This window comes from Vogesella sp. EB (assembly GCF_001037925.1).
Taxonomy (GTDB): domain Bacteria; phylum Pseudomonadota; class Gammaproteobacteria; order Burkholderiales; family Chromobacteriaceae; genus Vogesella; species Vogesella indigofera.
The window spans coordinates 12984-37912 of sequence record NZ_LFDT01000008.1; the positions used below are offsets into that span (position 1 = coordinate 12984).

28 protein-coding genes are annotated in these 24929 nt (G+C 66.2%); 18 read left to right on the forward strand and 10 right to left on the reverse strand.

Features of this window, described 5'->3' with window-relative positions; genetic code table 11:
- Nucleotides 1-154 precede the first annotated feature (154 nt).
- From ACG97_RS06555 to ACG97_RS06580, 6 genes are all read right to left on the reverse strand, one after another.
- On the reverse strand, nt 155-1453 hold the full coding sequence (locus ACG97_RS06555; protein WP_047966555.1) for an ATP-binding protein: 1299 nt from the start codon (nt 1451-1453) through the stop codon (nt 155-157).
- A complete protein-coding gene (locus ACG97_RS06560; RefSeq protein WP_047966556.1) occupies nt 1450-2112 on the reverse strand; it encodes a response regulator in 663 nt (220 codons plus the stop codon). The genes ACG97_RS06555 and ACG97_RS06560 overlap by 4 nt, the downstream gene beginning before the upstream one ends.
- A 42-nt stretch (nt 2113-2154) precedes the next feature.
- On the reverse strand, nt 2155-2691 hold the full coding sequence (locus ACG97_RS06565; protein WP_047966557.1) for a cytochrome b/b6 domain-containing protein: 537 nt from the start codon (nt 2689-2691) through the stop codon (nt 2155-2157).
- A gap of 120 nt (nt 2692-2811) precedes the next feature.
- The gene (locus ACG97_RS06570) at nt 2812-3081 is read right to left on the reverse strand and encodes a PepSY domain-containing protein (RefSeq protein WP_047966558.1); all 270 of its coding nucleotides are present in this window, start codon (nt 3079-3081) and stop codon (nt 2812-2814) included.
- Between the two features lie 62 nt (nt 3082-3143).
- Nucleotides 3144-3866 carry a phosphatase PAP2 family protein gene (locus tag ACG97_RS06575; RefSeq protein WP_202902713.1) on the reverse strand — a complete coding sequence of 241 codons (723 nt, stop codon included), beginning with the start codon at nt 3864-3866 and terminating at the stop codon, nt 3144-3146.
- Between the two features lie 16 nt (nt 3867-3882).
- On the reverse strand, nt 3883-5532 hold the full coding sequence (locus ACG97_RS06580; protein WP_047966560.1) for a phosphoethanolamine transferase: 1650 nt from the start codon (nt 5530-5532) through the stop codon (nt 3883-3885).
- Between the two features lie 291 nt (nt 5533-5823).
- Between ACG97_RS06580 and ACG97_RS06585 the strand changes: the two genes are divergently transcribed.
- Together ACG97_RS06585 and ACG97_RS06590 are read left to right on the forward strand one after the other, a co-directional pair.
- Entirely contained in the window at nt 5824-6645 is an 822-nt protein-coding gene (locus tag ACG97_RS06585; protein WP_082133673.1) for a UDP-2,3-diacylglucosamine diphosphatase, read from the forward strand.
- Nucleotides 6633-7700, forward strand: coding sequence for a glycosyltransferase family 1 protein (locus ACG97_RS06590; RefSeq protein ID WP_047966561.1), 1068 nt, complete (start codon nt 6633-6635; stop codon nt 7698-7700). Before ACG97_RS06585 ends, ACG97_RS06590 begins: the two co-directional genes overlap by 13 nt.
- 220 nt (nt 7701-7920) lie before the next feature.
- Here ACG97_RS06590 and ACG97_RS06595 read toward each other — a convergent pair whose 3' ends face one another.
- Nucleotides 7921-8823 carry a DMT family transporter gene (locus ACG97_RS06595; RefSeq protein ID WP_047966562.1) on the reverse strand — a complete coding sequence of 301 codons (903 nt, stop codon included), beginning with the start codon at nt 8821-8823 and terminating at the stop codon, nt 7921-7923.
- A gap of 82 nt (nt 8824-8905) precedes the next feature.
- Between ACG97_RS06595 and ACG97_RS06600 the strand changes: the two genes are divergently transcribed.
- From ACG97_RS06600 to ACG97_RS06620, 5 genes are all read left to right on the forward strand, one after another.
- Nucleotides 8906-9466 (forward strand): XRE family transcriptional regulator, encoded by a 561-nt coding sequence (locus tag ACG97_RS06600; RefSeq protein WP_047966563.1) that lies wholly within the window; start codon nt 8906-8908, stop codon nt 9464-9466.
- A gap of 124 nt (nt 9467-9590) precedes the next feature.
- Entirely contained in the window at nt 9591-9785 is a 195-nt protein-coding gene (locus ACG97_RS06605; protein ID WP_047966564.1) for a YqaE/Pmp3 family membrane protein, read from the forward strand.
- 178 nt (nt 9786-9963) lie between these two features.
- Nucleotides 9964-11685: a ribonucleoside triphosphate reductase gene (locus ACG97_RS06610; RefSeq protein ID WP_047966565.1), complete on the forward strand. Its 1722-nt coding sequence runs from the start codon at nt 9964-9966 to the stop codon at nt 11683-11685.
- A gap of 201 nt (nt 11686-11886) precedes the next feature.
- Entirely contained in the window at nt 11887-12048 is a 162-nt protein-coding gene (nrdD, locus tag ACG97_RS17555) for an anaerobic ribonucleoside-triphosphate reductase (protein WP_047966566.1), read from the forward strand.
- A complete protein-coding gene (locus tag ACG97_RS06620; RefSeq protein WP_047966567.1) occupies nt 12011-12736 on the forward strand; it encodes an anaerobic ribonucleoside-triphosphate reductase activating protein in 726 nt (241 codons plus the stop codon). The genes nrdD and ACG97_RS06620 overlap by 38 nt, the downstream gene beginning before the upstream one ends.
- Before the next feature lie 219 nt (nt 12737-12955).
- Here the strand turns inward: ACG97_RS06620 and ACG97_RS06625 are convergent, their stop codons facing one another.
- On the reverse strand, nt 12956-13159 hold the full coding sequence (locus ACG97_RS06625; protein WP_047966568.1) for a cold-shock protein: 204 nt from the start codon (nt 13157-13159) through the stop codon (nt 12956-12958).
- 563 nt (nt 13160-13722) lie between these two features.
- Between ACG97_RS06625 and ACG97_RS06630 the strand changes: the two genes are divergently transcribed.
- The 7 genes from ACG97_RS06630 (at nt 13723) to ACG97_RS06660 (ending at nt 19196) form a co-directional block, all read left to right on the forward strand.
- Nucleotides 13723-14676: a tripartite tricarboxylate transporter substrate binding protein gene (locus ACG97_RS06630; RefSeq protein WP_047966569.1), complete on the forward strand. Its 954-nt coding sequence runs from the start codon at nt 13723-13725 to the stop codon at nt 14674-14676.
- A gap of 3 nt (nt 14677-14679) precedes the next feature.
- Nucleotides 14680-15192, forward strand: a complete 513-nt coding sequence (locus ACG97_RS06635) for a tripartite tricarboxylate transporter TctB family protein (RefSeq protein WP_047966570.1) — start codon at nt 14680-14682, stop codon at nt 15190-15192.
- The gene (locus ACG97_RS06640; protein WP_047966571.1) at nt 15193-16701 is read left to right on the forward strand and encodes a tripartite tricarboxylate transporter permease; all 1509 of its coding nucleotides are present in this window, start codon (nt 15193-15195) and stop codon (nt 16699-16701) included.
- Between the two features lie 81 nt (nt 16702-16782).
- Nucleotides 16783-17517 carry a TerC family protein gene (locus ACG97_RS06645; RefSeq protein WP_047966572.1) on the forward strand — a complete coding sequence of 245 codons (735 nt, stop codon included), beginning with the start codon at nt 16783-16785 and terminating at the stop codon, nt 17515-17517.
- Nucleotides 17518-17529: 12 nt separating this feature from the next.
- Nucleotides 17530-17958 carry a universal stress protein gene (locus ACG97_RS06650; protein WP_047966573.1) on the forward strand — a complete coding sequence of 143 codons (429 nt, stop codon included), beginning with the start codon at nt 17530-17532 and terminating at the stop codon, nt 17956-17958.
- A gap of 165 nt (nt 17959-18123) precedes the next feature.
- The gene (locus ACG97_RS06655; RefSeq protein WP_047966574.1) at nt 18124-18669 is read left to right on the forward strand and encodes a DUF1523 family protein; all 546 of its coding nucleotides are present in this window, start codon (nt 18124-18126) and stop codon (nt 18667-18669) included.
- Nucleotides 18666-19196 (forward strand): DinB family protein, encoded by a 531-nt coding sequence (locus ACG97_RS06660; protein WP_047966575.1) that lies wholly within the window; start codon nt 18666-18668, stop codon nt 19194-19196. Before ACG97_RS06655 ends, ACG97_RS06660 begins: the two co-directional genes overlap by 4 nt.
- A 65-nt stretch (nt 19197-19261) precedes the next feature.
- Here the strand turns inward: ACG97_RS06660 and xth are convergent, their stop codons facing one another.
- Nucleotides 19262-20032 carry an exodeoxyribonuclease III gene (gene xth / locus ACG97_RS06665; protein WP_047966576.1) on the reverse strand — a complete coding sequence of 257 codons (771 nt, stop codon included), beginning with the start codon at nt 20030-20032 and terminating at the stop codon, nt 19262-19264.
- Between the two features lie 255 nt (nt 20033-20287).
- Here xth and ACG97_RS06670 point away from each other — a divergent pair, with 255 nt between their 5' ends.
- Entirely contained in the window at nt 20288-20470 is a 183-nt protein-coding gene (locus ACG97_RS06670; protein ID WP_147424464.1) for a hypothetical protein, read from the forward strand.
- A gap of 218 nt (nt 20471-20688) precedes the next feature.
- Nucleotides 20689-21309 carry a LysE family translocator gene (locus ACG97_RS06675; RefSeq protein ID WP_047966661.1) on the forward strand — a complete coding sequence of 207 codons (621 nt, stop codon included), beginning with the start codon at nt 20689-20691 and terminating at the stop codon, nt 21307-21309.
- Between the two features lie 186 nt (nt 21310-21495).
- Here ACG97_RS06675 and ACG97_RS06680 read toward each other — a convergent pair whose 3' ends face one another.
- On the reverse strand, nt 21496-22476 hold the full coding sequence (locus tag ACG97_RS06680; protein WP_047966578.1) for a tripartite tricarboxylate transporter substrate binding protein: 981 nt from the start codon (nt 22474-22476) through the stop codon (nt 21496-21498).
- A gap of 186 nt (nt 22477-22662) precedes the next feature.
- Between ACG97_RS06680 and ACG97_RS06685 the strand changes: the two genes are divergently transcribed.
- Nucleotides 22663-23337 carry a response regulator gene (locus ACG97_RS06685; protein WP_047966579.1) on the forward strand — a complete coding sequence of 225 codons (675 nt, stop codon included), beginning with the start codon at nt 22663-22665 and terminating at the stop codon, nt 23335-23337.
- Nucleotides 23327-24763 (forward strand): sensor histidine kinase, encoded by a 1437-nt coding sequence (locus tag ACG97_RS06690; RefSeq protein ID WP_047966580.1) that lies wholly within the window; start codon nt 23327-23329, stop codon nt 24761-24763. The genes ACG97_RS06685 and ACG97_RS06690 overlap by 11 nt, the downstream gene beginning before the upstream one ends.
- The last annotated feature ends 166 nt before the right edge of the window (nt 24764-24929 follow it).

A 24929-nucleotide genomic window follows, 5' to 3' on the forward strand; every position in this document is an offset into this window, starting at 1 on the left:
GAGACAAGGCAAAAACGACTGCGGCAGCGGTGTTTATCCAGCGATAGACACGCTGCCGCAGTCGTTTTTAACGTCGTCCCGTCCCATTGAAACCCGTTACCGCAGGCCTTGAACCGCTTCCGGGCCGACATGCGGCCAACGTTGGTCGCATGCACTAGCCTTGGCTGCGGCTCAGCACCGCCTGCAGCCCGCCGCCTTCGCGGTTGTGCAGGCTCAGCTGCAGGCCGTGCAGCGCGGCGATGCGCTCCACGATCGACAGGCCGAGGCCGCTGCCGGTCTGCTGCTGTCCCGGCGGCCGGTAGAAGCGCTCGCGCACCTTGTCCAGCAAGGCCTCCGCCACGCCCTCGCCTTCGTCGCTGACGCAGATCCGCGTGGCGTCGGCCTCAAGGCTGACGGTGCCGCCGCCATAGCGGATGGCGTTGTCCAGCAGATTGCGCAGCATCAGCAGCAGCAGGGTGCGGTCGCCGTGTTGCAGCGGCCATTGCGTGTGCCCGGCCGGCGGCAGCTGCAGGGTGACGTGGTGGCTGGCGGCCAGCCCGGACACCGCCTCGCCCAGCTCCTGCAGCAACAGCGGCCAGTCCAGCGCCTCGTGCTGCTGCTCGGCGGCCTCCACCCGCGACAGCGCCAAGAGTTGCGCCAGCAGGTGGCTGCTGCGGTCGACGCCGCTCATCAGCTGCTGCAGCGCGCGCTCGCGCAGCGCCGGATCCTGCACCAGCTGCGCCACCTCGGCCTGCACCCGCATCGCCGCCAGCGGGCTGCGCAGCTCGTGGGCGGCGTCGGCGGTAAAGCGCCGTTCGCGCTGCAGGGTCTGCGCCACGCGCTCGATCAGGTCGTTCATCGCGTCGATCAGGGTGTGCAGCTCGCTGGGCACCTCGCGCGGCAGCGGCGTGGCATCGTCCGGCGCGCGTTGCTGCAGCTGCTCCCGGATGTGCGCCAGCGGCGCGAGGCCACGCCCCACTGCCCACCACAAGGCCAGCAGCGCGAACGGCAGCAGCAGCAGCCACAGCAGCCCCTGCGTCAGCAGCAGCCCGCCTATCATCTCCCAGCGCTCGGACATCTCCTGCGCCACCGCCACGCTGCCGGCCTCGCCGGACAGGTAGTAGACGCGCCAGTCCTCGTCGTGCTGGCGCAGGCTGGCAAAACCGGTGTAGCCGGGACGGGCGTCCAGCTCCAGGCCGTCACTGTCGACCAGCAGCAGCTGGCCGCCCCGGTTCCACGCCGCCACCGCCTGGTGGTCGCTGTCGCCGACCTGCGGCAGCTGCGGCTCGTTGCGCGCGCCCAGCGTCGGCAGCGTGCCGTACAGCTGGCGCGCGAACAGCGTCTGCTGTTCCTCGTACAGCTCGTTGACCTCGTGCCAGGCGTGGAAGGCCAGCAACGCGCAGGCCACCAGCCACAGCGGTGTCACTACCTTGAGCAGGCTCCTGATCAGCGTGCCGCGCAGGCTGTAGCTCATGCCTCGTCCCCGAGGGTGTAGCCGATGCCGCGCCGCGTCTTGATGAAGTCGCTGCCCAGTTTCTTGCGCAGATGGTGCACGTGCACCTCGATGGCGTTGCTCTCCACCTCGTGCGCCCAGTCGTACAGCTTTTCCTCGATCTGTTCACGGCGCAGCACGCGGCCCTTGTTGCCGAGCAGCAGCTCTAGCAGCGCCAGTTCGCGCGCGCTGAGCTCCACCGCCGCGCCGTCCAGCGTCGCCCGCCGCGCCGCCGGATCAAAGCTGACGCGGCCGTGCTGCAGCAGCGGCGTACTGTGACCACTGCGGCGCCGCACCAGCGCGCGCAGCCGCGCAGCCACCTCGCCCAGCGCAAACGGCTTCACCAGGTAGTCATCAGCGCCGCTGTCCAGGCCGCGGATGCGGTCGTCCACCGCGTCGCGGGCGGTGAGCAGCAGCACCGGTTCGCTGCGGCCGCTGCGCCGCCACGCGGCCAGCACCGCCAGCCCGTCCATGCCGGGCAGGCCGAGGTCCAGCACCACCGCGTCGTAGGGCGCGGCGCCGATGCCGGCCAGTCCCTGCTTGCCGTCGCGCAGCCAGTCGCAGGCAAAGCCCAGCGCCGACAGCCCGGCCTGCAGCCCGTCGCCGATCAGTTCGTCATCTTCGATTATCAATACCCGCATGCCTGATCCCGTTGCCCGTTTACCGTTGCCGATTGCCGCGGCTCAGCGCCACGTCTTGATGCCGGTAATCATCGCACGAACCAGATTTACCCGCTCGATGCGGCTCATCAGCAGCGCGGCGGCAACGTGCAGCAGCACCGCGACCTGCAGCAGGGTCGCCAGCACCTCGTGCACTTCCTCCAGCCACTCCTCGCCCCAGAACTGGTCGGTGCCCATCAGGTAACCGCTGACGCCGAGGGACAGCACCAGGCCCATCAGCGCGAACATCATCAGTGCGCCCAGCGGGTTATGCCCCACCGTCTGCGGATGCTGGCCTTGCTTCACCGCCCCCAGGTGCGCCTTGAGACGGCTCGGGGTGGGAAAGAAGCTGGCGAAGCGGGCATGCCGGCTGCCGACAAAGCCCCACACCAGGCGCAGCACGATCAGGCCCAGCGCGATATAACCGGCCCAGCGGTGCGGCGGATCACCCTCTTCCAGCAACAACAGATTGGCCAGCACACAGACGACCAGGCTCCAGTGGAACAGGCGGACCACGATGTCCCACACTTTTTCCTGACGGGGTAACGCAGTTGGCGTCATGGCAACACTCCTTGCAAAAACAGTACGGGACAGGGCCACAGCCCTGCCCCGCGGGCAGTCGCGGCATCACCGCGGCACAGACATGGCCGGCGGCGGCGAGCGCCGCGGCCGCGCGACGGCTCAATCGTCGATTTCGCTCTTCACCGCCTTGCCGGAGACCGGATCGAAGTAGATTTCCACTTTCTGGCCCTGCTTGTTCTTGCCGTAGATTTCGTAGCAGTTGCCGGACACCTTGAACTTCTTGATCTGGTAACCCTGCGCCGTCAGCTGTTTCTGGAAGTCGGCTTCTTTCTGCCACTTGTCTTTCGGCTGGGCCGCGCATTCGGCACCGGCAAAGGCGGCGGAGGAAGCAAAAGCGGCCATCAGGGCCACAGCAAGCAGTTTTTTCATCGTTACGCTCCTGGTCAAAGCCTGCAACAGCGCAGGTACAGCTTCATTAAAGCAAGGCAAGCTTAAGCGCCGCTTATGCTGGGTAACTGGCCGGCACTTTTTGTGGTGCTGGCGGCACGGCCCAGGTCGAAGGCGGCAAACAGCAGCACCGACACCAGCCACACCACCCAGCCGCTCCACAGGTTGTGCGACAGGAAGTGCGCGCCGCGCGCCATCTGCCCCAGCCCCATCAGCAAGCCCAGCGCCAGCGCGGCGACCGCCGCCTGTCGTGCCCGCCGCGGCGCGTGCGGCCGCCAGTAGAAAAACAGCGCCAGCAGCGCAAAGCCGCCGGAGGCGTGGCCGCCGGGGAAGCACTGCCCCGGGCCGGGGTTGGCCGCCACCGCGCCGAACAGCGCGAACCACTCGCCGCTGCCGCCGAAGGCCTGCAGGTCCCACGGGCAGGAGTGCGCGCTGTGCGCCTTCAGCAGCGACACCGCCAGCGTCGCCAGCCACATCACCAGCACCGCGTAGCCCAGGCGCGCCTCGCGCCGCCGCACGGCACGCAGCGCCAGCCCGCCGCTGGCGGCGATCAGCGCGTACTTCGGCAGGCGGTGGTTGAGCCACTCCAGCCACAGGCTGTGCTGCAGCGGAAAGCGCTGGCTGAGTGGATCGAAGAACCACTGCGCCAGCGTGACATCGAGACGGGTGGCCGCCTCCAGCCACCACAGCACGGCGCCGAGCAGCAGCAGCCACAGCAGCTGCCGCGCGTAGAAGGCGGCGCTCAGGCCGTCAGGGCTTGCGGCCAACCTTGGCGCCGCCATCTCAGGCGCCCAGAGCCGCCGGCGCCGCGGCCGTCTGCGGCGCGCGGCAGGCGGCGAAGATGTCCAGCGCCGGCTGGTACAGCGCGGTGCGGACCGCCATCAGCCCCAGCACGCTGTGGAACAGGTTGTCGTGGCTGTAGCGGTGCTTGCTGGTCGCCTGCAGGCAGCTGCCGGACAGCCCGCTGTCCTGCTGCCACTGCGGCGAGAACCACGCCAGCATCGGCACGTGCTTCTGCGCGTCCGGCGCGATCAGGTAGGGCGTGGCGTGCAGGTAGAGATTGTTCTCGCCCAGCGATTCGCCGTGATCGGACAGGTAGAGCATGCTGCTGGCCACCTGCGGCGCCGCCTGCAGCGTGGCGATCAGCTGCGCCAGCACCTGGTCGGTATAGAGGATGGTGTTGTCGAAGGCGTTGACGATCTGCTCGCGGCTGCATTTTTGCAGCTCGCCGGTTTCGCACACCGGGCCGAAGCGGGCGAACGCCGCCGGGTAGCGCTTGTAGTAGGCCGGGCCGTGGCTGCCCTTCTGGTGCAGAACCAGCACGCTGTCGCCGCGCAGGTTCTGCAGCCGGGCCGCCAGGCTGTCGAGCAGGATCGCGTCGTGACACTCGCCGCCGCTGCAGAAGCGCGGATCGTTGCTGTCGTACAGCATGCTGCTGGCCACGCGCTTGCACACCTCCTTGCAGCCGGAGTTGTTGTCGCGCCAGCTGACCTGCACCCCGGCGTGGGCCAGCACGTCGAGCAGGTTTTCGCGGTGGCGCGCCTCTTCAGCGTCGAAGCTGTCGCGCGGCCGCGACGAGAACATGCACGGCACCGAGATCGCGGTTTCGGTGCCGCAGGACCAGACATCGGGGAAGTTGACCAGCCCCGCCACCTTGGCCAGCTGCGGGTTGGTCGGCCGCGGGTAGCCGTTGAGCGAGAAATGGTCGGCGCGGGCGGTCTCGCCGACCACCAGCACCAGCAGCCGCGGCTTGCCGCCGACAGCCGCATCGCGACGCGCATCGCCACCGATGCGCAGCAGCGGCTGCGGCGTGGCGTTGACCTTGCGCAGGTAGGAACTGGTGGCCTGCAGGTAGTTGCTCGGCGTCAGCTCCAGCCGCAGCTCGCGGTGGTTGCGAAACAGCGAGGCGAAGTCCTGGTAGGCGCCAAACGCCACCAGCAGCAGCACCGCGCCGCTGAGCAGCAGCGCCAGCGCGCGCACGCCCAGCTCCGGCAGCGCGGCGCGAAAGCGCAGCGGCGTGCGCCACAGCCACCACGACGGCAGGCCGCCGAGCAGCAGCACGGTCAGCGCCATTTTCACGGTCAGCAAGTCGCCGGCCTCGGCCACGTCGGTCTGCAGCGCGTTGCGCACCATGTCGCTGTCGATCAGTACCCCGTACTGGTTCATGAAATAGCTGACCGCGGCGGTGAGCAGCAACAGCAGCGTCAGCAGCGGCTTGGCGATCTTCGGCCACAGCAGCAACAGCAGCAGCAGGGTGAAAAAGGCAGTAACGAACACGAAGGCCAGCAGCAGCATGCGCACGTCCTGGCCGTCCAGCGGCGCCATGATCTGCAGCAGGTGGCGCCAGAACGGCAGGTTGAACAGGGTGACGAACAGCAGTGCCATGAGCAGCGCCAGCCATTCGGCGCGCAGCGGACGGAACAGAAGCTTCATGCGGAGTCTCTCGGCAACGGGTTTCGGAGCAGGCACGCCCGCTCATCCTGGTGCCGATGAAAACAGGCCAGCCTTAAGCCAGCCTTAGAGTCGCTAACAAAACCTCGCAGAGCACCTGAGCCAAGGCGCGCCGACGCAGGCAGTACAAGTAGTACGACAAGGAGGCGCAACGCAGGATCAGGGTTTTTGTTAGCGGCTCTTAGCCACGTCACCGTATCGTCATCGCCGCCACATCCGCCTGTCACATCGCTGCGCCACCATCGGCGCATCTGCCCTCCGCCGGAGCACGCGATGAACCAGCGCTACCGCACCATCTGGATTTCCGATGTCCACCTCGGCACCGCCGGCTGCCAGGCCGCCTTCCTGCTCGACTTCCTGCGCCACCACGACTCCGACACCCTGTACCTGGTCGGCGACATCATCGATGGCTGGCAGCTGAAGAAGTCGTGGTACTGGAAGCAGGGCCACAACGACGTGGTGCAGAAGGTGCTGCGCAAGGCGCGCAAGGGCACGCGGGTGATCTACGTGCCCGGCAACCACGACGAGGCGGCGCGGCAGTACGCCGGGCTGGATTTCGGCGGCATCGCCATCCGCAGCGAGGCCGAGCACCACACCGCCGACGGCAAACGGCTCTTGATCATCCACGGCGACGAGTTCGATGGCGTGATCCAGCACGCCAAGTGGCTGGCCTACGTCGGCGACAGCCTGTACACGCTGATCCTCGGCCTCAACCGCCACTACAACTGGCTGCGCCACAAGCTGGGGCGGCCGTACTGGTCGCTGTCGCAATACCTGAAACACAAGGTGAAGAACGCGGTGAACTTCATCAGCGACTTCGAGCACATCCTCGCCGCCGAGGCGCGCCGCCGCGGCTTCGACGGCGTGGTCTGCGGCCACATCCACAAGGCCGAGGTGAAGGACATCGACGGCATCGTCTACGGCAACTGCGGCGACTGGGTGGAAAGCCTGTCGGCGCTGGTCGAGCACCACGACGGCACGCTGGAGATCGTGCACTGGACGCAGCAGGCCGGCGACACCATCCCGCAGAGCATTGCGGCCAACCTTGCCGCACAACCCCAGCTCAACACAGAGGCCGAAACATGCGCATCATGATCATCAGCGACGCCTGGCTGCCACAGGTCAACGGCGTGGTTCGCAGCATCACCGAAACCGTGCGCGAGCTGCGCGGCTTCGGCCACCAGGTGGCCCTGATCACCCCGCTGGGCGGCGAGACGGACGACGGCGACGGCTTTGCCACCCTGCCGTGCCCGACCTATCCCGACATCCGCCTGTCGCTGTTCCCCTACCGCAAGGTCGCGCAAAGGTTGGCCGCCTTTGCGCCGCACGCGGTACACATCGCCACCGAAGGCCCGCTGGGCCTCGCCGCACAGCGCTGGTGCCGCCGCCATGGCCAGCCGTTCACTACCGCCTACCACACCCGTTTTCCGGAATACATCCACGCCCGCACCCGCCTGCCGCTGGCCATCAGCTACGCGTGGATGCGCCGCTTCCACAACCGCGCGCAGGCGGTGATGGCGCCGACGCCGGCCATCGTCGCCGACCTCAAGGCACGCGGCTTTCACAACGTGGTGCTGTGGAGCCGCGGCGTCGACACCCGCCTGTTCAGCCCCGGCGAGCGCGAGCGGCTGGACACCGCGCAGCCGCGCTTTCTCTACATCGGCCGCGTGGCGGTGGAGAAGAACATCGAGGCCTTCCTCAAACTGGAGCTGCCCGGCAGCAAGTGGGTGGTCGGCGAGGGGCCGCAGCTGGCCGAGCTGAAGGCCAAATATCCGGAGGTCTACTTCGCCGGCGTGTTCCCGCAGCACGAGCTGGCGCGCTTCTACCGCGCCGGCGACGTGTTCGTGTTCCCCAGCCTGACCGACACCTTCGGCCTGGTGCTGCTGGAGGCGATGGCCTGCGGCACGCCGGTGGCCGCCTACCCGGTGGCCGGCCCCTTGGACGTGGTCGGTGCCAGCGGCGGCGGCGTGCTGCACCAGGACCTGCGCACCGCCTGCCTGCAGGCGCTGACGCTGGACCGCGACCAGGTGCGGCGCGTGGCCGAAGGCTACTCGTGGACGGCGGCGACGCGGCAGTTCGAATCCCACCTCTGCCCGCGCCCGCTGGGCGAGCAGGAAGGCATGGCCTTCACCCCCGGCGGCGGCCGCTGAACGCGGCACAAAACACTGCGGCCAACCTTGGGCAAGGTTGGCCGCAGTGTTTTACATCGTCAGAACGTGTTCACGATCCCGCACGCTCATACGAGACAAGGCGAAAACGGCTGAGGAAGCGGCGTTGAGCTGGATCTAAACAAGCATGCCGAAGCCGCTTTCAACGCCGTATCGCCCCATTGCGAGCAAGTCGCAGCAGATCGTGAACAGGTTCTAAGGATCAGGCCGGCGCGTGTGTCGCCTTATGCGCGCTGAGCTGGCTCAAGAGCACGCTGGCCACGATCAGCACTGCACCGCCGACCTTGCCGGCGCCCATCGCCTCGCCGGCCAGCCAGCCGATCAGCCCGCCCCACACCGGTTCCATCGCGTAAATGATGGTGGCACGGGTGGCCGGCACCGTCTGCTGCGCCCAGTTCATCACGATCTGGATCAGCGCGGTGGCCGCGCCCAGCGCCAGCACGCTGACCAGCAGCAGCGGCTGCCACTGCGGCAGCGCCTCGCCGGCCAGCGGCGCGCTGGCCAGCGACAGCAGCGCCACCGTCGCCAGCTGCACCAGCGCCATGCGCCCGGCGTTGCAGCCGGCGGCAAAGCGGCTGAGCAGGCAGATTTCCAGCGCGATGGTGACGGTGGCGGCGATGGTCAGCCATTCGCCCAGCCCCAGCTTGATGCTGAGGCCATCGACCCCGGCCAAGAGCAGCAGGCCAGCAAACGCCAGCGCCACCCCCGCCCACGCCAGCCAGCCCGGGCGCTGGCGGAACAGGCCCCACTGCAGCAGCGGCACCAGCGGCACATACAGTCCGGTAAGGAAGGCCGAGGTGCTGCTGGCGATGTGGCCCAGACCCAGCGTCTGCAGGTTGTAGCTGAAATACAGGATCACGCCGATGCCGATGCCGCCCAGCAGCTCGGTGCGGTTGAGGCCGGCCAGCTGGCGGCGGCACAGCAGCAACGCCAGCAAGGCGGCGACGGCAAAGCGCATGCCGACAAAGACGAAGGCGCCGCTCCACTGCAGTGCGGTCTGCACCGCGAGGAAGGTGCCGCCCCAGATCAGGGTGACGCCGACCAGCGACAGGTCGGGCAACAGGGAACGCGGCGGCTGGGCCGCGGGCAGGGCGATGGTGGACATGGACAAGGCTCGCGTGTAGGGTGGTGGCTCAGTTTTGTGCACTATACTGCACAACTCGTTTGATGAGCAATATATTGCACTTATGAGCGAACACACTCCCCTGCAAGTCTTCAGCCATGTCGCCCGCAATCTGCGCGAAGCGCGCCAGCAGCGCGGCCTGAGCCAGGAAAAACTGGCCGCCAGCGCCGAGGTCAGCCGCCGCATGCTGGTCAACATCGAGGCCGGCGCCAGCAATGTCAGCATCGCCACGCTGGACCGCCTCGCCAGCGCGCTGGGGCTGACCTTTTCCGAGCTGGTGCGCGCCCCCGGCAGCGACGCGCCGGTGCGGGTGTGGCAGGGCGACAGCAGCGACAGCCACGCCACCCTGCTGCACAGCCTGGCGCTGGCCGGCTGCACGCTGGAGCTGTGGCAGTGGCAGCTGGCGCCCGGCGACGGCTACCTCGCCGCGCCGGACCCGGCCGGCTGCGGCGAGATCGTGGAAGTGCACAGCGGCACGCTGCAACTGGCCTACGCCGGCGGCGAGCACACGCTGCAAGCGGGCGACACCGCCGGCTACAGCACCGAGCACGGCTACCGCTACCACAACCCGGGCAGCAGCCTGCTGCGTTTCCAGCGCAGCATCGTGATGCCGGCGCCCGGCTGAGACTGCGGCCAACCCTGGCCGCCGGCCAGCGTGGCGGCAGCCCACCACCACCGCATTTGATGGTTTTGACATAACCGGATAGCATCAAAGTCCTCGTCACTGTCCATCCGCGATCGGAGTCACCATGCGTCTGCTACTCGCCATCCTGCTGCCCTGGCTGCAGTTCTTCACCATCAAGCGCCCGTTTGCCGGCCTGTTCTGCCTGCTGCTGCAGTGCACGCTGATCGGCTGGATCCCGGCGGCGATCTGGTCGGTGTACGCGCTCAGCCAGTACAAGACCGACCTCAAGATCAAACAGGCGCTGGCACAGGCACGCTAGCGCGGGCGCCACGCGTCCTGTCCCGATGGCCAGCCCGGCAACGACCGGCTGGCCATTTTTCATGGCGCCACACCACCACAGACCATGCCATAAGAATTTTTGCACGCTTGATCCACATCAATCACTACTACATGCTGCGTCCATACAATGCGCCAACCACAACATATTGGAGCAAACGATGTCCGCACGCCCCAGCAGTCATGTCGACGCCGTCAGCAGCATCAACGAATACCTGTCCCGTGCCGACTGGCGGGTGCAGGCCAATGCCAACCAGGGCTACAGCCTGGGCGGCTTGATCCTCAACATCGCCGGCAAGCTCACCGCCGAGTACTGGCTGGGCAGCGTGTTCAGCCCGCAGGCGGCACAGGCACATCGCCACGGCGACCTGCACATCCACGACCTGGACATGTTGTCCGGCTACTGCGCCGGCTGGTCGCTGCGCACCCTGTTGCAGCTGGGTTTTGCCGGCGTCGGCGGCAAGGTGGAGTCGGCCCCGCCGCGGCACCTGTCCAGCGCCTGCGGCCAGATCGTCAACTTCCTCGGCACGCTGCAGAACGAGTGGGCCGGCGCGCAGGCATTCAGCTCCTTCGATACCTACCTCGCCCCGTTCGTGAAAAAGGATGCGCTGGACTACGCGCAGGTGAAGCAGGCGATCCAGGAACTGATCTACAACCTGAACGTGCCTAGCCGCTGGGGCACGCAGACGCCGTTCACCAACCTGACCTTCGACTGGGTGTGCCCGGAAGACCTGCGCGAGCAGATCCCGGTGCTGGGCGGCGAGGAGATGCCGTTCCGCTACGGCGACTGCGCGCCCGAAATGGCGCTGATCAACCGCGCCTATATCGAGGTGATGCTGGCCGGCGACGCGCTGGGGCGGGCATTTACCTTCCCGATCCCCACCTACAACATCACCAAGGATTTCGACTGGTACGGCGAGAACAGCGAGCTGTTGTTCGCGATGACCGCCAAGTACGGCCTGCCCTACTTCCAGAACTTCGTGAACTCCGAGCTGGAGCCGCACATGGTGCGCAGCATGTGCTGCCGCCTGCAGCTGGACCTGCGCGAGCTGATGAAACGCGGCAACGGCCTGTTCGGCAGCGCCGAGCAGACCGGCTCGGTGGGCGTGGTCACCGTCAACTGCGCGCGCCTCGGCCACCGTTTTGCCGGCGACGAAGCGGCGCTGCTGGCCGAAACCGACCGCCTGCTGGACCTGGGGCGCGAGGTGCTGGAAGCGCGCCGCAGCAAAGTGCAGCAGCACATCGACGGCGGGCTGTACCCGTACACCCGCCACTTCCTCGGCAGCCTGCGCAACCACTTTTCCACCCTGGGGGTGAACGGCATCAACGAAATGATCCGCAACTTCACGGCGGACGCCCACAACATCACCAGCGACTGGGGCCATGATTTTGCCTGCCGCTACCTTGACCACATCCGCGCGCGCATGGTCGAGTTCCAGCAGGCCACCGGCCACCTGTACAACCTGGAAGCCACCCCGGCGGAAGGCACCACCTACCGCTTTGCGCGCGAGGACAACAAGCGCTACCCCGGCATCCTGCAGGCCGGCACGCCGCAGCAACCGTACTACACCAACTCCAGCCAGCTGCCGGTGGGCTTTACCGACGACCCGTTCGAGGCGCTGCTGCGCCAGGACGAACTGCAACGCAAATACACCGGCGGCACCGTGCTGCACCTGTATATGAGCGAGGCGGTGAGCAGCGCCGACGCCTGCCGCCAGCTGGTGAAGCGCGCGCTGGAAAACTTCCGCCTGCCCTACATCACCATCACGCCGACGTTCTCGATCTGCCCGACGCACGGCTATCTGTCCGGCCGCCATGATTTCTGCCCGAAGTGCGACGCCGAGCTGATCGCGAAAAAACGCCAGGCGGCCTGCACCCCGTAGTCCGGATAAGCGAAGCGCATCCGGGGAAATCGCATGCCCTCACAACCGTCGCCCCGGATACGCCTGCGGCTTATCCGGGGCGACGTGAGGCGAATCGTCAAGTGCGGTGACAGGCTCACAGCAGCCTGCCTAGCAGCAACCCCATACCAACAGCACAGAGCCAATCCGCCGCCATGCGGCCAACCTTTGAAAGGAAACACCATGCAACAGCAGCAAACCATCGAGCTGAAAGACGAAGAACGCACCCGCTGCGAGGTGTGGACGCGGGTAATGGGCTACCACCGCCCGGTGGCCTCGTTCAATACCGGCAAACAGGGCGAGTTCCATGAACGCTGCCACTTCGACGAACAGCGCGCCGGCTGAGCGCGCCCGCATCGGCGGCTGGCAGCCGTTCTCGGCCTGCGACTGGCCGGGCCGGCTGGCCGCGGTGGTGTTCCTGGCCGGCTGCCCGTGGCGCTGCGGCTACTGCCACAACCCCGGCCTGCTGCAGCGCCGCCACGGCCAGACAAGTTGGCCGCAGCTGCGCGCGCAATTGCAGACGCGGCGCGGTTTGCTGGACGGGGTGGTGTTTTCCGGCGGCGAGCCGCTGAGCGACCCGGCACTACCGGCGCTGCTGGCCGAAGTGCGCGCCATGGGCTTTGCCACCGGCCTGCACACCGGCGGCAGTCACCCGCAACGGCTGGCTGCGGTGTTGCCGCTATTGGACTGGGTCGGGCTGGACATCAAGACCCTGCCGCCGCAGTACCCGGCCATCACCGCGGTGGCCGGCAGCGGCGAGCGTGCCGCCGCCAGCCTGGCGCTGCTGCAAGCCAGCGGCGTCGCCTACGAATGCCGCAGCACCATCCACCCGGCGCTGCACGACGACAGCACGCTGACGCAGCTGGCCGCGTGGCTGGCCCAGCGTGGCGTGCGCCACTACGCCTGGCAGCTGCTGCGCCCCGGCCCGCAACTGCCGCAGCCGTTTTCCCCCATCGCCGCAGGCTGGCCGGCGCCGGCGCTGCAGGTGGCGGTAGCCAGCCACTTTGCACACTTTGAACTGCGCGCCGGCTAGCTGCGGCCAAGCTTGGCCACAGCCGCGACCACCGCCAGATAGCGCCCGTCACCGGCAACAGCATGCGGCGTCACAGCCCCCGCTTCTCCGGCAACAAAAAGGCACAACGTCCGTTGGCGGACATTGTGCCGGTGTGCACCCGCCACGGCAGTCGCGGTAAGGGGCGGGGAAAACAAAAAACCCCGCCGTAGCGGGGTTTTTATCAAACGCTGTAAAAAATTACAGAGCCTGGATATTGGTGGCTTGTGGGCCTTTTTGACCCATACCTGGGGTGTAGCTAACTTTCTGGCCTTCGGTCAGCGATTTGAAGCCTTCCGAGCGCACTTCGGAGAAGTGAGCGAACAGGTCGTTGCCGCCTGCATCTGGAGTGATGAAGCCAAAGCCTTTTGCATCGTTAAACCATTTAACGGTACCAGTTTCCATTTTTAATTCCTTTAAAACGAGATTGACGGGCAATTGCCCAGGTGCATGACGATCAAGGAATCAAACCGGTAACAATGACGTGCCGCTTTTGAGGTGGATCAACGATGTCGCAAGCAATCTGCTGCTTGAAGGTCCTGCCAGCACCGTTATACGCAGCATCCCTCCCCCGGTCAACGATTAATTGAATTTATTTTTGTTTTATCGTTAATAAATCCCATAAAAGCCAGCAAGCGCTCGTCCGCGCCCGGCGGCGGCGGCCAGTACAGCACAGCGGCACCACCGTTTGCCCGACGCTGATGCCATGCCGCTACGGCAAGCAGGCTTGTATTCCGGCGCATCTTTACCTATGCCAAATGCACGGGCTAGCGACATTGAAACTGCTTGCCGCGCTGAAAGCTAGTTGAAAGCTTGACCACCCTATAATTTGCTCGCCCCACCTGAGGTGGCGTGACCTGCACGGCAGGCAACGTCAAGCCGCAGGGGACGCACAGGGTGAGGAGCCAAGCTCCCGCTGATGCCACCTCGGCATACACAACAATATGCAACACTCCGGAGATTACACAATGAAACTGTCGAAACTGTTCGTAAGCTGCCTACTGGCGGTCACCCCGTTTGTCGCCCAGGCCCAGGTAGAGCAATTCAAGATCATGGCGCCGGCCAACCCGGGCGGCGGCTTTGACACCATCGCCCGTACCCTCGGCGAAGCGCTGCAGGCGTCCGGCCAGGCCAAAAGCGTGGTGGTCGAGAACAAGGCCGGGGCCGGTGGGGCCATCGGCATGGCACAGTTCGTCAATAACGAAAAAGGCAACCCGCACGCGCTGCTGGTGGCCGGTGCCGTCACCGTCGGCGCGCTGGAAACCAACAAGTCGCCGGTCAACTTCGGCATGGTGACCCCGATCTCGCGCCTGATGGGTGAGTTCAACGTCATCGTGGTACCGACCGCCTCGCCGTTCAAGAACCTGAAAGACCTGATGGCCGCCTACAAGGCGAAACCGGGTGCGGTGAGCATCGGCGGCGGCTCGGCCGGTGGCATCGACCACATCATGGCCAGCCTGATGTCGGAGAAAGCCGGCGTTGATCCCGACAAGCTGAACTACATCCCGTTCGCCGGCGGCGGCGAGGGCAAGGCAGCCATCCTCGGCAACCAGATCTCCGCCTACATCAGCGGCTACGGCGAGCTGGCCGACCTGATCAAGGCCGGCAAGGTGCGCGCGCTGGGGATCTCCGCCTCCACCCGCAACGCCGACATCCCGGTAGCGACCCTGCGCGAGCAGGGCACCGACGTGGTGGTGTACAACTGGCGCGGCGTGTTTGGCGCCCCCGGCATCACCCCCGCCCAGCGCAACGATCTGATCAAGATGGTGGAAACCGCGGTCAAGTCGCCAAGCTGGAAAGCCAAGGCCGAGAAGATGGAATGGCTGGACATGCTGCAAAGCGGCGACAGCTTCAAGGCCTTCCTCAACGAAGACATCAAGCGCACCGCAGCCACCGTCAAGAAACTGAAGCTGGGTAACTAAGCCATGATCAAGCGCGTAACCGGCGAGCAGCTGCTCGCCATCGGGATCATCCTGATCGGCCTGGTGATGGCCTGGCAGATCGGCGATATCCCTGAGGAGGCCGGTTATGCCGGCATCGGTCCGCGCTTCTTTCCTTCGCTGGTGGTGGCCGGTCTGATCGTTGCCGGGGGCGCGTTGCTGATGCAGCGCCGCCACCGTAACGGGCCGGACACCATCCTCAGCGCAGGCGAAGACGACACGGAACAACTGGAAGCGGAAGAAGCCGCCGTACGCGGCGAGGCCAACTGGAACATGTTCATCATTGCCAGCGGCAGCCTGCTGGCGCACATGGCGCTGATCGGCCTGGTCGGCTTTACCCTGGCCGGCACCTTCCTCTGCTTCGGCATCTGCCGCGCGCTGGAGACACGCCGTCCGGCGCTGGATCTGGTGCTGTCCTTCCTGCTGGCCCTCGGCCTGTTTCACTTGTTCAAGACGCTGGGGCTGAACCTGCCGGCGTTGATCACGGGGGTGCTGTAAATGGATTCCTTGAATGCCCTGTTCAGTCTGGGGTTTGCCACCGCGCTGACCCCGGCCAACCTGCTGTGGGCGCTGCTCGGCTGCACGCTGGGCACCGCCATCGGCGTGCTGCCCGGCGTCGGCCCGGCGGTAACCGTGGCGCTGCTGCTGCCGGTGACGCAAAGCGTCGACCCGACCGGCGCGCTGATCATGCTGGCCGGTGTCTACTACGGCGCCATGTTCGGCGGTTCCACCACCTCCATCCTGCTCAACACCCCCGGTGAAGCCGGCTCCATCGTGTCGGCGCTGGAAGGCAACAAGATGGCGAAGATGGGGCGCGCCGGTCCGGCGCTGTCCACCGCCGCCATCGGCTCCTTCGTCGCCGGCTCCATCGCCACCGTGCTGCTGACATTGCTGGCGCCGGTGATCGCCGGCTTCGCACTGCAGCTGGGCCCGGTGGAAACCTTCGCGCTGATGATGCTGACCTTCGCCGCGGTGTCGGCGGTGCTCGGCAACTCGCCGCTGAAAGGCTTCATCGCGCTGCTGCTGGGCCTGTCCATGGGCCTGATCGGCATCGAGGGCCAGTCGGGACAGTCGCGCTTCACCTTCGGGCTGCTGCCGCTGATTGATGGCATCGACATCGTGGTGGTGGCGATGGGCCTGTTCGCTGTGGGCGAGACGCTTTACACCGCCACCTACGAGAACAAGATCGCCGGCCGCATCGAATCGCTGAAGGGCAGCTTCTGGATGAGCAAGGACGACTGGAAACGCTCGTGGAAACCGTGGTTGCGCGGTACCGCCATCGGCTTCCCGTTCGGCACCCTGCCGGCCGGCGGCACCGAGATGCCGACCTTCCTGTCCTACTCCGCCGAGCGCAAGCTGGCCGACGAAAAGACGCGCAAGCAGTTCGGCAAGGGCGCCATCGAGGGCGTGGCCGGACCGGAAGCGGCCAACAACGCCGCCGTCACCGGCACGCTGGTGCCGCTGCTGACGCTGGGCATCCCGACCTCGGCCACCGCCGCCATCATGCTGTCTGCGTTCCAGCAGTACAACATCGTGCCCGGCCCGCTGCTGTTCGATACCAACCCGGAACTGGTGTGGGGCCTGATCGCCTCGCTGTACATCGGCAACGTGATGCTGCTGGTGCTGAACCTGCCGCTGGTCGGCCTGTGGGTGCAGTTCCTGAAAGTGCCGCGCCCGCTGCTCTATGGCGGCATCATCGTGCTGGCCACCATGGGTGCCTACGCGCTGCGACAGAGCTGGTTCGACCTGATGCTGCTCTATATAATCGGCGTGTTGGGCTTCCTGATGCGGCGCTTCGACTTCCCGGTGGTACCACTGGTGGTCGGCCTGATCGTCGGGCCGATGGCGGAGAAACACTTCCGCCGCGCCATGTCGATCAACGAGGGTGACCTGACCGTGTTCCTGACGCACCCGATCTCGCTGGTCATCCTGCTGGTCACCGCCGCCATCCTGGTGGTACCGCCGCTGATGAAACGCCGCCAGGCCCTGCTGGACAGCGCACGTTAAACCAAACCTCCCGGGACACCTGGCTCTTTGCTGGCCAGGTGTCCTTTTAATTGACACTTTTCACTGCACAAGGACAACACAATGCCGGAGATCCTGTTTGAAAGCTCCTTCTGGCTGGCGGTGCTGCAGATCATCGCCATCGACATCCTGCTTGGCGGCGACAACGCGGTCGTGATCGCGCTGGCCTGCCGCAAACTGCCGGAAGAACAACGCCGCCGCGGCATTTTCTGGGGCGTGGCCGGTGCCATCGGCCTGCGCGTGGTACTGATTTTCTTCGCACTGCAACTGCTGGCGCTGCCATATTTGAAAGTAGTCGGTGCGCTGCTGCTGCTGTGGATCGGCATCAAGCTGCTGCAACCGGAAGATGACGACGCCCACGGCAATATTGAGGGCAGCACCCACCTGTGGGGCGCCATCAAGACCATCATCATCGCCGACGCGGTGATGAGCCTGGACAACGTGATCGCGGTGGCCGGTGCCGCCAAGGGCAACCTCGGCATGGTGGTGTTCGGCATCGTGATCAGCATCCCGATCATCGTGTGGGGCAGCAAGTTCGTGCTCAAGCTGATGGACCGTTTCCCGATCGTGATCACCTTCGGTGCCGCGCTGCTGGGCTGGATCGCCGGCGACATGGTGATCGGCGACGTGGTGGTGAAACCGTACCTGGTCGACGCGCCAAGCTGGCTGCACTACGTCAGCGCCGCCAGCGGTGCCATCCTGGTGGTCCTGACCGGCAAGATCCTTGCCAGCCGCAAGACCGCCGCCGCCGCGCCGCTGCACGAGATTCCGCTGGCCGCCAACAAAGACCACAGCTAAGAAAGGGACACCATGAGCACTCGTATCCTGATTCCGGTAGACGGCTCGGCGCACGCGCTGCGCGCGGTAGAACACGCCCTGCAACTGGCCAAGCTCAACCCGGCGCTGGAACTGCACCTGCTGAACGTGCAGATCCCGGTCGAATCCGGCCACGTGCGCCTGTTTGTCGGCCACGACCAGCTGGAAGACTACTACCGCGAGGAAGGCCTCGCCGCGCTGCAAGCGGCGAGCGCGCTGCTGCAACAGGCCGGTCAGGCCTGCCAGCAGCACATCGCGGTTGGCCACATCGCCGACACCATCGCCCGCTACGCGCAGGAGATGGCGTTCAGCCAGATCATCATCGGCTCGCACGGCCGCAGCGGCCTCGGCCAGCTGTTGCTGGGCTCGGTGGCCACCGACGTGGTGCACCAGTCGGTGGTGCCGGTGACCGTGATCAAGTAAGCCACGCACCAGCCCGCGACAGCGGCTTTCATCCCGGCCCCGCGCCGGCGGTGGAAGCCGCTTTTGCATGGGCGGCGCGCTTGCGGCCAACCTTGCCGCCGCCGTGTACAGCCGCTGCCGGCGGCCCGTACAATGTTGGCATCATCGCCCTCCGGAGCTGCCACCATGCGCCACACACTACGCAAATTCGCTCTCGCCCTGCTGGCGCTGGTCGCCCTGCTCGGCAGCGCGCTGCTGGACTACTACCTGCCGGAACACAGCATCACCACCATCACCGGTGTCGAGGTCAAGCTGGCGGACAAGGACGGGCCGATCAGCCGCCAGAACCCGGCCGACCAGCCGGTGCGCGACATGTACCTGATCTACACCCAGCACGCCATCGACGACGTGCGCGTCTACCGCAACGAGGACACCGGCTGGGGCTGGCCGTTCTACTTCAAGTTCGACGCCTCCGACGTGCAGGCCACCGCCAACGCCATTGCAAACGCCCGGCAGCCGGCCTACCTCACCAGCTACGGCTGGCGCATCAACATGCTGTCGCTGTACCCCAACGTCACCGCCATCCGCCTCGCCGAGGCCGGCGAAGCCACCTGGAGCTTTTTCCGCTGGTTCTGGTTCGCGCTATGGTTTGCCCTGCTCACCGGCGCCGGCTGGGGGCTGCTGCGCGCGACACGCCGCCAGCCGGATACCACAAACAAGGAGATGACATGATCAGCCGCGACTATGTACGGCACATGGCCCGTTACAACCAGTGGATGAACGACAAGCTGTACGCCGTTGCCGGCACGCTGCCGCAAACGGTGCTGGATGAGGCGCGCGGCGCCTTTTTCGGCTCGATCAGCGGCACGCTCAACCACCTGCTGGTCGCCGACACCATCTGGCTGAAACGGCTGGCAGCGCATCCGGCCGGCTTTGCCAGCCTTGAGCCACTGCGCGACATCGCGATGCCGGCGCGTCTGGACCTGCCGCTGGCCGACGACTTTGCCGCGCTGCAGGCACGGCGCCGGGAGCTGGATGCGCTGATCGAGCAGTGGAGTCTGGAGCTGACGCCGGCCGCGCTGGGTCAGGCGCTGGACTACCACAATATGCGTGGCGAAGCGCAAAGCAGGCCGCTGCCCGAGGTGCTGATGCACCTGTTCAACCACCAGACCCACCATCGCGGCCAGATCACCACCTTGCTGTCGCAGCTCGGGCTGGATGTCGGCGCCACCGACCTGATCGCGATGCCCGCGGCCTGAACGGCATTGCGGCCAACCTTGGACAAGGTTGGCCGCAATGTTCAATGCCAGGCTGGCACGCGATCTCAGGCCAGCGTGATCACCACCGGGGTGTGGTCCGATGGTCGCTCCCACTTGCGCGGGGTCTTGTCGATCACGCAGCCGCTGGCGCGTGCCTTCAGGCTGTCGCTGATCAGGATGTGGTCGATGCGCACGCCCATGTTGCGGCGGAACATCATCGCGCGGTAATCCCACCAGCTGTACTGCTTGTCCTCGTCGTTGAACAGGCGGAAGCTGTCCGCCAGCCCCATGCCGATCAGACGGCGGAAGCTGTCGCGCTCCGGCGTGGTGCACAGCACCTGCTCGCGCCAGCCCTCCGGGTCGTACACGTCGCGGTCTTCCGGTGCGATGTTGTAGTCGCCCAGCAGCGCGAAATCCCGGTGCACGGCCAGTTCGCTGGCGACGTAGCGCTCCAGCTCGGCCAGCCACTGCAGCTTGTACTGGTACTTCGGCGATTCCACCGACTCGCCGTTGACGAAGTAGGCGCACACCACGCGCACGCCGTCGACGGTGGCGGCGATCACGCGGCGCTGCTCGTCGTCGTAACCGGGAATGCCGGCCACCACGTCGCCGAGGCTGCAGCCGTTCTTCACCAGGATGGCGACGCCGTTATAGGTTTTCTGCCCGAACCACGCCGCCTGGTAGCCGGCGGCCTCGATCTCGGCCAGCGGGAACACCGGGTGGTCCATCTTCAGTTCCTGCAGGCACAACACCTCGATCGGGTTGTCGGCCAGCCATTGCAGCACTTGCGGCAGGCGCACTTTCAGCGAGTTGACGTTCCAGGTGGCAAGACGCATAGCGAGGCTCCTAATTGATTGCAGGCCGCCACCTTAGCGTGCCGGCTGCGGGCTGGCAAACCGCGCCCGCCACCCGCCAGTGCGCAGCACGCCAGTGACTAATATTCCAAACACAATCACGCCAAAAAAAGCGCCAAGTGGCTGATTTTTGCCCAACCATGTTTAAACAAATAAACAACAGCCACCACATGCCGATTTGCCAAAGCCGTGCGCGGCTGCCTAGAATGGTCCCGTTATCGTAACCGGATGTCCAAATTGTCGTTCAATTCCAAACAACTGCCGCAGTCCGCCGTCGCCATTTGCCCGACGCTGCACCCGCAACGCAACCGCCTGGCGCCGATCGCGCAGAGCTTTGCCATGCGTACCCCGACCTTCCGTCATCGCGACACCCTGCACGCCGCTGCCCAGCCGGACACCCAGTCCGAGCCACCCCGTTAGCTTCCCGCCGCTGTTCGCCGCCTTACTTTCCCGCTGATTTGATGTCGTAAAACGCGCAGTACCCGCGTCCCGCGCCCGTACTGTGCCTGTCGCCCGTTGCCGCCCTTTTGCCGCACGGTGATGCCGTCATGCCGCCTGCCTGCCGCCCGTTTCCTGCGCCAGCCGCGGCGGAGCCGGTGTTGCCGCTGCCGGCCGGGCCGTGGGCCAAGGATGTTGTAATGGAATTCCATAACTGGTTGATGTACCTCGGCACCATCGTGCTGTTGATGGCGGCGCCCGGCCCGGCGCCCTTGCTGACCCTGTCGCACGGCGCGCAACACGGCGCCCGTGGCGGCATTCCCAATGCGCTGGGCTTTTCCGCCGGGGCGCTGCTGCTGATGGCGCTGTCGGCGCTGGGCATCAGCGCGCTGCTGCTGGCCTCGCCGACCGCGTTCAATGTGGTGAAGCTGCTCGGCGCCGGCTATCTGGTGTGGCTGGGGGTGGCGCTGTGGCGCAAGCCGTTCAGTATCGGCGGCGGTGCCGGCAGCGCGCCGGCCAGCAAGCTGTGGAGCGGTTTCCGTCCCGCCTTTCTGCTGGCGATCAGCAATCCGGAGGACACCGTGTTCTTCAGTGCGCTGCTGCCGCGCTTTCTCGATCCGCAACAGCCGCTGTGGCCGCAATATGCGGTGATGGCCGCCACCTGGGTGGTGGCCGACCTGGTCGTTGCCGTGCTGCTGGCCGCCGCCGGTGGCCGGCTGGGCCTGTGGCTGGCCTGCGGCCAACGTTTGCAGCGCTTCTCGCGCACCTCCGGCGGCCTGTTCGTGGTGGCCGGCGTGACGCTGGCCGCGATGCAGCACTGACGCACCAAAAAGAATGCCCCCGCTTGCGGCGGGGGCCAACGTCTAGTTCTTTCACTGCATGCAACCTCGGGTAGGAGCACACCCTCCCGTCACAAGTTCCGCCGCCGCCGCATAAAAAAATCCACGCCGGTCAGGCGTGGAAAAAGAGAGTACTACGTGGATCCGGTGGCGAGCGCCGGCAGGCGCTCACAGTGTCTGGTACACCAGCCCGAACTGGGTGGCGATCTTGCGGTATTCCTTCACCTGGCGTTTGACGTAGGCGTCCATCTGCGCGCCGGTGAGGCTGAACGGGAACAGGTCGTAGCCCTCGCGCAGGCGCGCGAACTGCGGCGTCGCCATCACCTTGCGGAAGCTCGTTTCCCAGTAGGCGTAATCGGCGGCCGACACCTTCGGCCCGACATAGAAGCCGCGGATGATGGGCCACACGATGTCGAAGCCCTGCTCGCGCGCGGTGGGGATGCCGGACAGCCGGCCCGGCAGGCGCTTGTCCGACATCACCGCCAGCACGCGAATCTTGCGCTGGTCCAGCTGCGGCATCACCTCGCTGAGATCGCCGGACGCGGCCTGGATATGGCCGCCGAGCAGCGCGGTGGTGGTCTCGCCGCCGCCCTCGAACGCGACGTAGCGCATCTGCTGGTGGCTGACCCCGGCCTGGCGCGCGATCAGCACCGTCTTGATCCAGTCCTGGCTGCCGACGGTGCCGCCGGCACCGAACACGATCTCGTTCGGGTTCGCCTTCACCGCCGCCACCAGCTGTTTCAGGTTCTGGTACGGCGAATCGGCGCGCACCGCGATCATGCCGTAGTCGGCGCCGACCCCGGCCAGCCAGCGCACATCGTTGACGTTGTACTTGCCGAACTTGCCCTGCGCCAGGTTCAGCAGCGAGCCGCCGGAAAAGGCGACGATGATGTTGCCGTCCGCCGGACGCTGCGCCACCACGGTGTTGTAGGCCACCGCGCCGATGCCGCCCGGCATGTAGGTGATGCGCAGCGGGCGCGTCAGCAGCTTGCTGTCGTTCAGCGCCGCGCGCGCCAGCTTGCAGGTCAGGTCGAAGCCGCCGCCGGGCCGCGCCGGGGCGATGCATTCCGGGTCGTCCGGCTCCGCGGCCGCAGCCAGCGACACCAGCAGCAGCGCGCCCGCCAGCACGGCAACACAGGATCTTGCCATGATGTGTTGACTCCTCATTATTCCGTTCGCCTTGTCTGCCCCCGATACTGCCTATTGACACCCGCGCCGTCAGGCGCAACGCTTGTCCGGGGTTGGCGAATCACGCTCCGTATTATTGGAGACGATCATAAGCACAAGCACTTTCACCAACCTTTCACCCGGCACGCACAGAGACAAAGAGAGAGCATGCGCATCATCCTGATAGAAGACCAGCCCGACCTCGCCCACTGGCTGGCGCGGGCGCTGACCGCCAGCGGCTACGTCGTCGACGTGATCGGCGACGGCATCGACGCCGACAACGCGCTGAAAACCGAAGAATACGACCTCGCCATCCTCGACATGAACCTGCCGCGGCTGTCCGGCGAAACCATCCTGCAACGGCTGCGCGCCCGCCACCAGACCCTGCCGGTGCTGGTGCTCACCGCGCGCGGCGAGCTGTCGGACAAGGTCAAGGGCCTGGAAATGGGCGCCGACGACTACCTGGTCAAGCCCTTCGAGCTGGACGAGCTGGAGGCGCGGCTGAAGGCGCTGCTGCGCCGCCACCAGGGCCATGAAAACGCGTGGCTGCAGTGTGGCGACCTGCGCTACAGCAAGCAGCAGCAGTTCTTCGAGCTGGCCGGCAAGCTGCTGACGCTGACGCGGCGCGAACACACGGTGCTGGAAGTGCTGATCCGGCGCAAGGGCCAGCCGCTGAACCGCGAACGGCTGTTCAACCAGGTGTTCACCCTCGACGACAACGCCAACCAGGAAGCGATCGAGGTCTACATCCACCGCCTGCGCAAGAAGCTGGACGGCAGCAACGTCAGCATCACCACCCTGCGCGGCCTGGGCTACCTGCTGGAACAGCGCGATGCGCCTTGAGCAGCTGTTCAACCGCCGCAGCCTGCTCGGCAAGTTCGTGCGCTGGCTGCTGCTGCCGCTGCTGCTGTTGTGGATCATCAACACCGTGGTCGCCTACCAGATCAGCAGCGCCGCGGCCAACCTGGCCTACGACCGCACCCTGCTGGCCTCGGCACGGGTGATCGCGGAACAGGTGATGGTGCGCAACGGCAAGCTGCACGTGGAAGTGCCCTACATCGCGCTCGACAACTTCGAATACGACAACCGCGGCCAGATGTTCTACCGCGTCAGCGATTTTGCCGGCAACATCATCTCCGGCTACGGCGACCTGCCGCAGATGCCGAAGAACACGCCGCGCACCGAACTGTACCCGGCGCTGGTGCACTTCCACGACGATATCTACCGCGAACGGCCAATCCGCATGGCCACCTTCTACAAGCCGCTGTTCGAGGGCGGGCTGCAGGGCATGATCAAGGTCGAGGTCGCCGAAACCACCGAGGCGCGGCAGTACATGACGCACCAGGTGCTCAACTACACGCTGTGGGGCCAGGGACTCCTGGTGTTCTGCGCGCTGTGCTTCGTCGGGCTGGCGATGACGCGCATCCTGCAGCCGATCCGCCTGCTGGGCGAGGAAGTGATCCGCCGCCCACCCGGCGACTTCAGCGACATCGAGGTCGGCACCACCCACAGCGAACTGCTGCCGCTGGTCGCCGCCATCAACCAGTACCGCCGCCGCCTGGCCCAGCTGCTGATGCGCTACCAGCGCTTCGCCGCCGACGCCTCGCACCAGCTGCGCACGCCGCTAGCGGTGATGACCACCCAGGCCGACCACGCGCTGCGCGACGGCAGCCCGGAGGTGATGCGCGAAAGCCTCACCGAGCTGAAGCAGATGCTGAAGAAAACCACCCGCCTCACCAACCAGCTGCTGCTGCTGGCCAAGATGGACTCCGGCAGCCACCAGTTGCGCCGCGACCGGCCGCAGCCGCCGTTTTCGCTGCTCGACAGCATCGAGAAGATCGTGATGGCCAAGCTGGCCGCCGCGCGGCGCAAGGACATCGACCTCGGTCTGGAAAACCGTTGCCGCGACCAGAACGTGCCGCTGCACGGCAAGCAGATGCTGATCGAGGAAGTGCTGCTCAACCTGCTCGATAACGCGCTACGCCACACCCCGAGCGGCGGCGTGATCACCCTACGCCTGTACGACGCAGCCCCCGGCAGCGACCGCGGCTGCATCTTCGAGATCGAGGACAGCGGCCCCGGCATCCAGCCCGAGCAGCGCGAACAGGTCTTCGAGCGCTTCCACCAGCTGCCCGACGCCGCCCCCGGCGGCAGCGGCCTTGGCCTTGCCATCGTCAAGGACATCTGCCGCCTCCACGACATCGACATCAGCCTGCACGACGGCCCGCAACTGGGCGGCCTGCTGGTGCAACTCGCCTTCAAGCGCTGAACGCCTGCGGCCAACCTTGGCCGCAGCCCTTAGCCACCTCCACCCGGCACCCGCCCCCGCAACGACACCCGGCAACGGGGTAGCCAAAACGCTGTCATGCCGCCGCGTGGCAAAGCCGCAACAGCACCGCCCGCCGCCCCCTCCCGCCCCAAAACAGGGCTTGCAA